This is a genomic window from Micromonospora fluostatini (assembly GCF_050410825.1).
GTDB lineage: Bacteria > Actinomycetota > Actinomycetes > Mycobacteriales > Micromonosporaceae > Micromonospora > Micromonospora rosaria.
Genome location: NZ_CP191251.1, coordinates 1,666,170 through 1,678,943 on the forward strand (window position 1 = coordinate 1,666,170; position 12,774 = coordinate 1,678,943).

Sequence of the window (12,774 nt, forward strand, 5' to 3'; positions counted from 1 at the left end):
TCCGTCACCGGCCGGGCGTCCCCGACGATCCCCCGACCGGTGCCGCGACCGACCCGGCCCGTCCACAGTGGACGTACTGCCCGGCCACCTCCGCCACCAGCGCGACCCCCGACCCCAGCAGGAGGAAGTTCGATGCCATCGATCGACCACGCCGGGCCCGCGACCGACCCGGATGCCGCCGCCCGGCGGCCGGTGATCCTCGACGGGGAGCCCCTGGCCGGGCCGGTCCTCGCGGTGGACGAGGCGATCGCCGCGCGGGCCGCCGCCGACCCCGACCGGCCGGCGCTGACCGCCGGGGCGACCACCCTGACCTACGCCGACCTGGCCGCCGCCGTCGCGCAGCGGGCCGCCGGGTTGCGCGCCGAGGGCGCCACGGCGGGCCGGCTGGTGACGGTCTGCCGGCGGCGCGGCGTCGACGCGGTCGTGGCGATCCTGGCGGTGCTGCGCACCGGGGCGGCCTACCTGCCGCTGGACCCGGACGCCCCCACCGCCCGCAACGAGGCGATCCTCGCCGACGCCTGCTCCGGCGGCACCCCGCCACCTCTCGCCGAGGTCCGCGAGCGCGGCGAGGTGGTGCTGCCCGGCGCGGCCGTCCCCGTTGACACCGGGTACGTCATCTACACCTCCGGCTCCACCGGCACCCCGAACGGCGTGCTCGTCGGCCGGGCGGCGCTGGCGCACTTCGTGGCCGGCGCGACCCGACGGTACGGCGTCACCGCCGACGACCGGGTGCTCCAGTTCGCCCCGCTGCACTTCGACGCCAGCGTCGAGGAGATCTTCGTGACCCTCTGCGCCGGTGGCACCCTGGTGCTGCGCGACGCGGAGATGCTCGACGTGCCGGCCCTGCTCGCCGGGGTCCGCGCGCACCGGGTGACCGTCCTGGACCTGCCCACCGCGTACTGGCACGAACTGGCGTACGCGCTCTCCGCCGGGGTGGTCGAGCTGCCGCCGCTGCTGCGGACCGTGATCATCGGGGGCGAGGCGGCGCTGCCCGAGCGGGTGGCCCGCTGGCGGCGGGCCGTCGGGGACCGGGTCCGGCTGCTCAACACGTACGGGCCGACCGAGGCGACGGTGGTGGCCACGGTCGCCGACCTCTGCGGGTACGACGGCGGCGAGGTGCCGATCGGGCTGCCGCTGCCCGGCGTCCGCGCCGCGCTGGTCGACGGGGAGCTGTGGCTGCTCGGCGGGGGCCTCGCCGACGGGTACCTGGGCCGCCCGGAGCTGACCGCCCGCCGGTTCACCACCCTCGACGGCGAACCCGCCTACCGCACCGGCGACCTGGTGCGGGTGCGCGCCGACGGCCAGCTCGGCTACCTCGGCCGCGTCGACGACGAGGTCAAGATCAACGGTCACCGGATCGACCCGGCCGCCGTCGAGTCGGTGCTGCTCACCCACCCCGCCGTCCGCCAGGCCGCGATCGTCGCCCAGGACCTCGGCGACGGCGTCAAGCGGCTGGTCGGGTACGTCGTCGGGGAGGTCACCGCCGGGCAGGCCCGCAGCCACCTCGCCGCGCACCTGCCCGCCCCCGCCGTACCCGGCGTGGTGAGCCTGGTCCCGGCGCTGCCCCGGACCAGCACCGGCAAGATCGACCGGAACCTGCTGCGCGGCATGTCGCCCCAGCGCGCCGACACCCCCGCCCCCGCCGACCACGCCGAGTACCACCCCGCCCCCGGCGAGACCCTGGTGCCGCTCTCCTACGCGCAGCGCCGCCTGTGGTTCCTCAACCGGCTGGCGGGCCCGTCGGCGACGTACAACGTGCCGGTGGTGGTGGAGCTGTCCGGGGTGCCGGACCGGACCGCCCTGGCCGCCGCCGTGCGGGACCTGGTGGCGCGGCACGAGGTGCTGCGGACGGTCTTCCCGTCGGTGGCCGGCGAGCCGGTGCAGCGGGTCCTCGACGGGTCGCCGGTGGACCTGTCGGTGGTGGAGTGCGCCGCCGCCGACGCGGACGCCCGGGTGTCGGGATTCGCGGGGGAGTCGTTCGACATCGCGGTGGACGTGCCGGTGCGGGTGCGGTTGTTCGTGGTGGACGGGGTCCGGTCGGTGCTGGTGGTGCTGCTGCACCACGTCGCCACCGACGGCTGGTCGATGGCCCCGCTGCTGCGCGACCTCGCCACCGGGTACGCCACCCGGCGGGCCGGCGCCGCACCGGCCTGGGAACCCCTGCCCGTCCAGTACGCCGACTACACCCTCTGGCAGCGGGACCTGCTGGGCGAGGAGTCCGACCCGGACAGCCTGCTCACCCGGCAGCTCGCCTGGTGGCGGGAGACCCTGGCCGGCGCGCCGCAGGTGCTGGACCTGCCGCTGGACCGGCCCCGCCCCACCGAGGCCAGCCACCGGGGCGCCTCGGTGCGCGCCCGGCTCGACGCCGCCACCCACCGCCGGCTGCGCGACCTCTGCGACACCCACCAGGCCAGCCCCTTCATGGTCTTCCACGCCGGCCTCGCCGCCGCCCTGAGCCGGGTCGGCGCCGGCACCGACGTGCCGATCGGCACCCCCGTCGCCGGGCGCTCCGACGAGGCGCTGCACGACCTGATCGGGTTCTTCGTCAACACCCTCGTGCTGCGCACCGACCTCACCGGCGACCCCGGCTTCGCCGAGCTGGTCACCCGGGTCCGCGACGCCGACCTGGCCGCGTACGCCCACGAGGACGTGCCCTTCGACCTGGTCGTGGAACGCCTCAACCCGGCCCGTTCCCTCGGCCACCACCCGTTCTTCCAGGTCATGCTCACCGTCGACACCGCCGTCCCCGCCGATGACCTGCGCATCCTCGACCTCGACGGGCGGATCGCCCCCGCCGGCCTCGACCAGGCCAAGTTCGACCTCAGCGTCTCCTGCGTCGCCAGCGGAGCGGGCGAGGTCGACGTTTGGCTCCAGTACGCCACCGACCTGTTCGACGAGGCCACCGCCCGGCTGCTGCTCGACGTGTACCTGCGGCTGCTGCGCGCCGCCGCCGCCGACCCGGCCACCCCCGTCACCGCCCTCGACGTGCTCACCGCCGACGAACGGCAGGCCCTCGCCGACCGCCGCGCCGCCACCCGCAGCCGGGCCGCCACCGTCATCGCCGTGGCCACCGGCCGGGGCGACTCGCCCCGTACCGACCTGCTGCGCGGCCTCTTCGCCGAGGTGCTCGGCCGGCCCACGGTGGCCGCCACCGACGACTTCTTCGCCCTCGGCGGGCACTCCATGCTCGGGGTACGGCTGGTCAACCGGATGCGCTCGGTCCTCGGGGTGGAGGTCGGCATCCGGGACCTCTTCCTCGCCCCCACCCCGACCGGCCTGGACCGGCGCATCGGCGAGCTGACCGGCGTCGGCGAGCGGCCGGAGCTGACCGCGACGGCGGCCCGCGCCGGGGAGCGGATCCCGCTGTCCTTCGCGCAACGCCGGCTCTGGTTCCTCGACGAGCTGGGCGGGCCGAGCGCGGTCTACAACATCCCGGTCGCGCTGCGGCTGGAGCGCGACCTCGACCCCGAGGTGCTCGGCGGGGCGCTGGCCGACGTGGTGGAGCGGCACGAGGTGCTGCGCACCGTCTACCCGGCCGTCGACGGCGAGCCGTACCAGCGGATCCTCGACCGGGCCGCCCCCGAGCTGACCGTCCGCGACGTCACCGCCGGGGAGCTGCCGGCGGCGGTGGACGCGGCGGCCGGGTACGTCGTCGACCTGGCCACCGAGATCCCGCTCCGGGCGTGGCTGCTGCGGGTCGACGGGGGCGGGCAGGTGCTGGTGGTGCTGGTGCACCACATCGCCGGGGACGGCTGGTCGATGGGCCCGCTGCTGCGCGACCTGGCCGAGGCGTACGTGGCCCGTGCCGCCGGCACCGAACCCGGCTGGACGCCGCTGCCGGTGCAGTACGCCGACTACACGCTCTGGCAGCGGGACCTGCTCGGCGACGCGGCCGACCCGGACAGCCCGCTGGCCCGGCAGCTCGGGTTCTGGCGGTCGGCGTTGGCCGGTGCGCCGCAGGTGCTGGAGCTGCCCGCCGACCGGCCCCGCCCGGCGGTGGCCAGCCAGCGCGGCGACGTCGTCCCGTTCACCCTGGACGCGGCGACCCACGCCGGCGTGCTGCGGCTGGCCCAGGAGCACGGCGCGACGGTGTTCATGGTGCTCCAGTCGGCGCTGGCCGCCCTGCTGTCCCGGCTCGGCGCGGGCCCGGACGTGCCGATCGGCACGGTGGTCGCCGGCCGGGGCGACGACGCCCTGGACGACCTGGTCGGGTTCTTCGTCAACACGCTGGTGCTGCGCACCGACGTGACCGGTGACCCGACCTTCGCCGAGCTGCTGGCCCGGGTCCGCGACGCCGACCTGGCCGCCTACGACCACCAGGACGTCCCCTTCGAGCGGCTGGTCGAGGAGCTGAACCCGACCCGCTCCACCGCGTACCACCCGCTGGTGCAGGTGATGCTGGTGCTCCAGAACGCCGGTGGCGACGGGGAACCGGAGACCGCGTCCCCACTGGCCGGCGAGGAGCTGGCCTTCCGGGCCGGGGTGGCCAAGTTCGACCTCACCCTCGCCGTGCGGGAGTACCACGACCCGGCCGGCGCCCCGGTCGGCATCACCGGCGCGGTCGAGTACGCCACCGACCTGTTCGACCCGGCGACGGTGACCCGTCTCGCGGCGGCCCTGGCCCGGCTGCTCGGCACGGTCACCGCCGACCCGGGGACCCGGGTCGGCGACCTCGACCTGCTCACCGCCGCCGACCGCGACCAGGTGCTGCGGGTGTTCAACACCACCGGTACGCCCGGCCCCGACCTGCGCGTCACCGACCTGGTGCAGCGGCACGCCGCCGCCACCCCCGACCGGGTCGCGCTGATCTGCGACGGGCGGCCGATGAGCTACCGCGACCTCGACGCCGAGGCCAACCGCCTCGCCCGGCACCTGGTGGCGACCGGGGTACGCCGGGGCGACGTGGTCGGCGTCCTGCTGGACCGGGGCCTGACCATGGCCGTCGCCGTCCTCGCCGTGCTCAAGGCCGGCGCGGCCTACGCCCTGCTCGACCCGGAGTTCCCCGACGCCCGGCTGGCCGGCCTGGTCACCGACGCCTCGGTCACCGCCCTGGTCTCAGACACCGCGCTCGCCGACCGGCTCGGCGCGGCCCGGCCCGGCCGGACCGTCCTGCTCGACGCGGCGGCCGAGGCGCTGGACGCCCAGTCCACCGACCCGCTGCACCTGCCCGGCGACCCCGGCGACCCGGCGTGCGTGATGTTCACCTCCGGCTCCACCGGCCGCCCCAAGGGTGCCCTCGCCGCCCACCGGGCCATCGTCGGCACCCTCACCGGCCAGGACTTCGTGGACTTCGGCCCGGACCAGGTGTGGGTGCAGTCCGCCCCGGTCTCCTGGGACGCGTTCGCGCTGGAGTTCTGGGGCGCGCTGCTGGCCGGGGCGACCTGCGTGCTCCAGCCGGGGCAGCGGCCCGAGCCGGCCCGGATCGCCGACCTCGTCGCCGCCCACCGGGCCAGCACCCTCTGGCTCTCCGCCGGCCTGTTCAACCTGATGCTCGACGAGTACCCGGAGACCATCGGCGCGGTCGACCAGGTCGTCACCGGCGGCGAGCCGCCGTCGGTGGAACACCTGGCGCGGGCCCGCCGCCGCTTCCCCCACCTGCGACTGGTGCACGGGTACGGGCCGGTGGAGAGCATGATCTTCACCCACTGCCACCCGATCGACACCCCGCCCACCGGGGCCCCCGTCCCGGTCGGCGCGCCCCTGACCAACCGCCGCAGCTACGTGCTCGACGAGCGGCTGCGCCCGGTCCCGGTCGGGGTCACCGGTGAGCTGTACGTCGCCGGCACCGGCCTGGCCGACGGGTACCTGAACCGGGCCGGCACCACCGCCGCTGCCTTCGTGGCCGACCCGTACGGCCCTGCCGGGTCCCGGATGTACCGCACCGGCGACCTGGCCCGGTGGACCCGGGACGGGGTGGTGGAACTGCTCGGCCGCGCCGACGACCAGGTGAAGATCCGGGGCTTCCGGATCGAGCCGGGCGAGGTCGCCGCCGTCCTCGGCCGGCACCCGGGGGTCGGCGGGGTGGCCGTGGTGGTGCGCGAGGACCGCCCCGGCGACAAGCGCCTGGTGGCGTACCTGGTCCCGGCCGGGACGGGTGGCGAGATCGCGGTCGAGGAGGTCCGCCGGGCCGCCGCCGAGGCGTTGCCCGCGCACATGGTGCCGGCGGCGTTCGTGGTGCTGGACCGGCTGCCGCTCACCGGCAACGGCAAGCTCGACCGGGCCGCCCTGCCCGCCCCCCGGCACGCCCCGGCCACCGGCGGCCGGGCCCCCCGGACCCCCGGCGAGCAGGTGATGTGCGACCTGTTCGGCGCGGTCCTCGGCGTCGACCGGGTCAACGTGGACGACGACTTCTTCGCCCTCGGCGGGCACTCCCTGCTCGCCGCCAAGCTGGTCAACCGGGTCCGCACCGTCCGGGGCGTGGAGCTCGGCGTCCGGGACCTCTTCCTCGCGCCCACCCCCGCCGACCTGGAACGGCGGGTCGGCCGGGACACCGGGACCGCCGCCCGCCCCGCCCTGACCCGGACCGCGCCGGCCACCGCCCCGGACGGCACGCGGGCACCGGTGCCGCTCTCCTTCGCCCAGCACCGGCTCTGGTTCCTCGACGAGCTGACCGGGCCGAGCGCGGTCTACAACATCCCGGTCGCGCTGCGGCTGGAGCGCGACCTCGACCCGGACGCCCTGCGCCGGGCCCTGGCCGACGTGGCCGACCGGCACGAGGTGCTGCGCACCGTCTACCGGGCCGTCGACGGGGAGCCCTTCCAGGTGGTCCTCGACCACGCCGAACCCGAGGTCACCGTCCGGGACGTCGCCGCCGGGGCGGTACCCGCGGCGATCGACGCGGCGGCCGGGTACGTCGTCGACCTGGCCACCGAGATCCCGCTGCGGGCCTGGCTGCTGCGGGTCGACGGTGGCGGGCAGGTGCTGGTGGTGCTGGTGCACCACATCGCCGGGGACGGCTGGTCGATGGGCCCGCTGCTGCGCGACCTCGCCACCGCCTACACGGCCCGCGCCGCCGGGCACGCCCCCGGCTGGACGCCCCTGCCCGTGCAGTACGCCGACTACACGCTCTGGCAGCGGGACCTGCTCGGCGACGCGACCGACCCGGACAGCCTGCTCGCCCGGCAGCTCGGTTTCTGGCGGGACGTGCTGGCCGGCGCGCCGCAGGTGTTGGAGCTGCCCGCCGACCGGTCCCGCCCGGCGGTGGCCAGCCAGCGCGGCGACGTGGTGCCGTTCGCCCTGGACGCGGCGACCCACGCCGGGGTGCTGCGGCTGGCCCGCGACCACGGCGCGACCCTGTTCATGGTGCTCCAGTCCGCGCTGGCGGTGCTGCTGTCCCGGCTCGGCGCCGGCACGGACGTGCCGATCGGCACGGTGGTCGCCGGCCGGGGCGACGACGCCCTCGACGACCTGGTCGGGTTCTTCGTCAACACCCTGGTCTTGCGCACCGACGTCTCCGGTGACCCCAGCTTCGCCGACCTGCTCACCCGGGTCCGCGACGCCGACCTGGCCGCCTACGACCACCAGGACCTGCCCTTCGAGCGGCTGGTCGAGGAGCTGAACCCGACCCGCTCCACCGCGTACCACCCGCTGTTCCAGGTGATGCTGCTGGTGCAGAACAACGCCGAGGCCGACCCGACCGGGTCGCCGCTGGCCGGCACCGAGGTCCCCTTCGACACCGGCACCGTCAAGTTCGACCTCACCCTGTCCGTCCACGAGCGCCCCGGTGACGCCGGGCTCGCCGGGGCGCTGGAGTACGCCACCGACCTCTTCGACGCCGACACCGCCCGGCTGCTGGCCGAGCGGCTGGCCCGGCTGCTGCGCGCCGTCACCGCCGACCCCGGCCAGCGCGTCGGCGCGGTCGACCTGCTCGACGCCGCCGAGCGCCACCGGCTGCTGCACCAGCTCAACGACAGCGCCGTCGCGCCGACCCGGGGCACCGTGCACGAGGCGTTCCAGGCGCAGGTCCGGCGCACCCCGCACGCCCCGGCGGTCACCGCCGGCGACCGGCGGCTCAGCTACGCCGAGGTCAACCGCCGGGCCAACCGGCTGGCCCACCGGCTGGTCGCCGCCGGGGTCACCCCGCAGTCGACGGTCGGGGTGCTGATGCGCCACGGCGCCGACCTCGTCGTCGCCACCCTGGCGGTGCTCAAGTGCGGCGCCGCGTACGTCCCGGTCGGCACCACGCTGCCCGCCGCCCGGGTCCGGATGATCGTCGCCGAGTCCGCCGCGCGGGTCCTGCTCACCGACGCCGACACCGCCGACGGCGAGGTGGCGCGGGCCGAGCGGGCCGAGGGCGTCCGGGTCGTGCCCTTCGCGGTACCCGACGACGGCCCCGACACCGACCCGGACCTGCCGCTCGGCGACGACGCCCTGATGTACGTCATGTTCACCTCCGGCTCCACCGGCCGCCCCAAGGGCGTCGGGGTGACCCACCGCAACGTGCGGGAACTCGTCGCCGACCGGTGCTGGAACCGGGACCACCACCGCCGGATGCTGGTGCACTCCGCGTACGGCTTCGACTCCTCCACCTACGAGCTGTGGGTGCCGCTGCTGCGCGGCGGGGAACTCGTGGTGGCCGAGGGCGACGGCGCGGACCTGGCGGAGCTGTCCCGCGTCATCGAGCGGTACGACGTCACCGCCGCGTACTTCACGATGGGCCTGTTCCACGTGCTGGCCGACGAGGGGCTGGCCACCCTGGCCCGGCTCCGCGAGGTCTGGACCGGCGGCGACGTCGCCTCCCCGGCGGCCGTACGGCGGGTGCTGGAGCACTGCCCGCGGACCGTCCTGGTGCACAGCTACGGCCCGACCGAGACCACCTTCGCCTCCCACCACCAGCGTTTCGAGACCACCGACCGGCGGTTCACCGGGGTGTACCTGGGCCGGGTGCTGGACAACACCCGCGCCTACGTCCTCGACGACCGGCTCGCCCCGGTCCCGCTCGGCGGCACCGGCGAGCTGTACCTGGCCGGGGCGCAGGTCGCCCGGGGTTACCTCGGCCGTCCGGCGCTGACCGCCGAACGGTTCGTCGCCGACCCGTTCGACCCGGCCGGCGGCCGGATGTACCGCACCGGCGACCTGGTCGCCTGGACCAGCGGCGGTGAGCTGCGCTTCGTCGGCCGGGCCGACGGGCAGGTCAAGATCCGGGGCTTCCGCATCGAACCGGTCGAGATCGAGGCGGTGCTCGGCCGGCACCCCGGCGTCGGCCAGGTCGCCGTCGTGGTCCGCGAGGACCGCCCCGGCGACAAGCGCCTGGTCGCGTACCTGGTGCCGGCGGACGGGGCGCGGCTCGACGAGACCGAGGTGCGGGCCGCCGCCGCGGCGAGCCTGCCCGGGTACATGGTCCCCTCGGCGGTGGTGCTGCTGGACCGGCTGCCGGTCACCGTCAACGGCAAGCTCGACCGGCGGGCCCTGCCGGCGCCCACCCATGGCGGCACCAGCGGGCGGGGCCCGCGCACCCCGGTCGAGCAGCGGATGTGTGAGCTGTTCGCCGAGGTCCTCGGCGTCGAGCGGGTGGGCGTCGACGACAACTTCTTCGACCTCGGCGGGCACTCCCTGCTGGCCACCCGCCTGGTCAGCCGGATCCGTACCGTCCTCGGCCTCGACCGGGCGGTCCGGGACCTGTTCCAGCACCCCACCGTCGCCGGCCTGGCCGGTGGGCAGGACACCGGCTCGGCGCTCGGGGTGCTCCTGCCGCTGCGCGCCGAGGGCAGCCGCCGCCCGCTGTTCTGCGTGCACCCCGGCGCCGGGATGAGCTGGTCGTACGCCGGGCTCACCCAGCACCTCGGCCCCGACCAGCCGGTGTACGGGTTGCAGACCCGCGCCCTGGCCACCCCCGGGTACCGGGCGGCCAGCGTCGAGGAGATGGCCGACGACTACCTGACCGAGATCCGGCGGATCCAGCCGCACGGCCCGTACCGGCTGCTCGGCTGGTCGTTCGGCGGGATCGTCGCGCACGCCATGGCGACCCGGCTGCAACAGGCCGGTGCGGAGGTGGAGCTGCTGGCCATGATGGACGCCTACCCGGTCGCCGAGGAGGACGCCGCCCGGCCGCGTACCGACCGGGAGACGATGCGGATGCTCCTCGGCGACGAGGACGAGGACGGCAGTGCGGCCGAGACCGGTGCGGCCGAGACCGTCGCCGGGCTCCCCGAGGGTGTCGGGGACCGGTACGACCCGCAGGTCGTGGTCGAGGTGCTGCGTCGCCGCGACCCGGTGCTGGCCGGGTTCACCGAGGCCGAGGTGCACGCCCTGGTGGCGGCGGCGGTCAACCACGCGGACCTGATGGCCGCGTACCGGCCGGCGCTGTTCACCGGCGACCTGCTCTTCTTCTCCGCCAACCGGTCCGGCGCGGCCGGGCCGCTGACCCCCAAGCTGTGGGCCGACCACGTGCACGGTGACCTGGTCTGCCACGACATCGACACCACCCACCTGCGGATGACCGAACGGGAACCGCTCACCGAGATCGGCGGCATCCTCGCCGGGAAACTGGCGCCGCCGCGCGCCGAGAAGCACGACCCCACCGAAGGAACCGAAGCGCACGACCCCACCGAGAAAAGGAGCTGAGAAATGGTGAATCCGTTCGAGGACGAGAACGGCACGTTCCTGGTCCTGGTCAACGACGAGGGGCAGCACAGCCTCTGGCCCGCCTTCGCCGCGGTGCCGGCCGGCTGGCGCAGCGTCCTCGGCCCGGCCAGCCGGCCCGAGTGCCTGGCGCGGATCGAGCGCGACTGGACCGACATCCGCCCGCGCAGCCTCGTCGCCCAGTACGCGTAACCCCTGCTGAGAACGGCCCCCCGCACCGGTGCGGGGGGCCGTCGCCGTGTCCGGGCCGCAGCCGCCGCACCCCGCCGCGGCGGCGGCGTCGACCCGGGAACCGGCGGTGCGAACCCGCCGCGACTGCCGACCTTCCTGCCCCCGTAACTTCCGGCTGCGGCCCCGCCCCGCTCCTATATTCGAGCTGTGCAAAACGGAACCGCCGGGAGCGGAGAACCGCTTCCGGAACGGGCGTCCCCATTTCTCACCGGAGAGCCGCGATGGCGCACTCGCAAGGCGTTGGAAAAGTTCTGCTGACCGGTACCGTCTCGGATTCGCACACCTGGAACCTGGTCTTCCTCGAACTGTTCGTCGAGGAACTGGGGCACCCGGTGGTCAACCTCGGCCCCTGCGTCCCGGACGACCTGCTCGTCCGGCGCTGCCGGATCGAGGCCCCGGACCTGGTGGTGGTCAGCAGCGTCAACGGGCACGGCTACGTCGACGGGCTCAGCGCCGTCACCCGGCTGCGCGCCGAGCCCGAGCTGGCCGGCGTCCCGATGGTGATCGGCGGCAAGCTCGGCCTCGACGGCCGGGACGACGCCGACCGGGCCGCCCGGCTGCGCGCGGCCGGCTTCGACGCGGTCTTCGACGACGGCGACCTGCTCGCCTTCCAACGCTTCCTGGCCGACCTGCCGGCGGGGGCGTCGACCATGGTGGGACGGCCGGCGTGAGCGCCGGGGTCCTCGGCGCGGCGGACCGGACCGTCCGGCCGGCGGCGCCCGCGGGGTCCTTCGGCCGGTTCGTCGCCGACGCCGCCCGCGCCGGCCGGCTGGTCGTCCAGCCCCGGATGGGCTTCAGCGACCTGCGGCGGATGCGCGCCGGGCTGGAGCGCACCCGGTTCGCCGCGGCCACCACGGTCGGTACGGTCACCATCGACAGCTACACCCGGGTCGGCGCGTACGACGCGGCCCACCGGGCGCTGGTCGAGGGCACCCCGCTCAACGGGTACCCGATCGTGGCGTACCCGGTGGAGACGACCCGGACCCTGCTCGCCGGGGTCCACGACGAGTCCTTCCCGGTCCAGGTCCGGCACGGGTCCTCCCAGCCGGAGCCGATCATCCGGGCGCTCGCCGCCGCCGGCCTGCACGCCACCGAGGGCGGTCCGGTCTCCTACTGCCTGCCGTACGGCCGCACGCCGCTGCGGGAGTCGGTGCGCAACTGGGCGCGGGCCAGCGAACTCCTGGCCGAGCTGGCCCCGGGCACCGCCCACCTGGAGAGCTTCGGCGGCTGCCTGCTCGGGCAGCTCTGCCCGCCCGGCCTGCTGGTCGCGGTGAGCCTGCTGGAGGGGCTGTTCTTCGCCCGGCACGGGATCACCAGCGTGTCGCTGAGCTACGCCCAGCAGACCGATCCGGCCCAGGACACCGAGGCGATCCGGGCGCTGCACCGGCTGGCCGCCGAGTTCCTGCCGGCCACCGTGGACCGGCACGTGGTCCTCTACACCTACATGGGGACCTTCCCCACCACCGCGCGGGGCGCCCGGCGGTTGCTGGCCGCCTCCGCCGACCTGGCGGTCCGGGCCGGCGCGCAGCGGCTGATCGTCAAGACCGTCGCCGAGGCGCACCGGATCCCCACCGTCGCGGAGAACGTCGAGGCCCTGGAGACGGCCGCCGCGACCGCGTCGGTCACCGACCCCGAGGTGGACCCGGCCGGCGAGGAGAGCGTGTACCGGGAGGCCCGCCGGCTCGTCGAGGCGGTGCTCGACCTCGACGACGACCCGGGCCGGGCCCTGCACGCCGCGTTCCGCCGGGGCTACCTGGACGTCCCGTGGTGCCTGCACCCGGACAACGCCGGCCGGTCCCGCAGCTTCATCGACGACGCCGGCCGGCTGCGCTGGTCGGCGGTCGGCCGGATGCCCATCACCGCCACGGCGTCCGCCCAGCAGCCGGCGATGTCGTCGGCGCGCCTGCTGTCCGCCCTGCACACCGTCGCACGCACGTACGACCAATGAGCCCGGGAGGCGAG

Annotated in this window: 5 protein-coding genes; 4 read left to right on the forward strand and 1 reads right to left on the reverse strand. The window is 75.8% G+C overall.

Annotated elements, in window-relative coordinates:
* Positions 1-4: 4 nt before the first annotated feature.
* Positions 5-139, reverse strand: a complete 135-nt coding sequence (locus tag ACQUFX_RS06965) for a hypothetical protein (protein WP_428965203.1) — start codon at positions 137-139, stop codon at positions 5-7.
* On the opposite strand from ACQUFX_RS06965, the gene ACQUFX_RS06970 reads away from it, so the two are divergent.
* From ACQUFX_RS06970 to ACQUFX_RS06985, 4 genes are all read left to right on the forward strand, one after another.
* Positions 133-10,563: an amino acid adenylation domain-containing protein gene (locus ACQUFX_RS06970; protein WP_428965204.1), complete on the forward strand. Its 10,431-nt coding sequence runs from the start codon at positions 133-135 to the stop codon at positions 10,561-10,563. The genes ACQUFX_RS06965 and ACQUFX_RS06970 overlap by 7 nt on opposite strands.
* Positions 10,564-10,566: 3 nt before the next feature.
* On the forward strand, positions 10,567-10,773 hold the full coding sequence (locus tag ACQUFX_RS06975) for an MbtH family protein (protein WP_428965205.1): 207 nt from the start codon (positions 10,567-10,569) through the stop codon (positions 10,771-10,773).
* A 260-nt stretch (positions 10,774-11,033) separates the two neighbouring features.
* Positions 11,034-11,483 carry a cobalamin B12-binding domain-containing protein gene (locus tag ACQUFX_RS06980; RefSeq protein ID WP_428965206.1) on the forward strand — a complete coding sequence of 150 codons (450 nt, stop codon included), beginning with the start codon at positions 11,034-11,036 and terminating at the stop codon, positions 11,481-11,483.
* Positions 11,480-12,760: a methylaspartate mutase gene (locus ACQUFX_RS06985; RefSeq protein ID WP_428965207.1), complete on the forward strand. Its 1,281-nt coding sequence runs from the start codon at positions 11,480-11,482 to the stop codon at positions 12,758-12,760. The genes ACQUFX_RS06980 and ACQUFX_RS06985 overlap by 4 nt, the downstream gene beginning before the upstream one ends.
* Positions 12,761-12,774 lie beyond the last annotated feature (14 nt).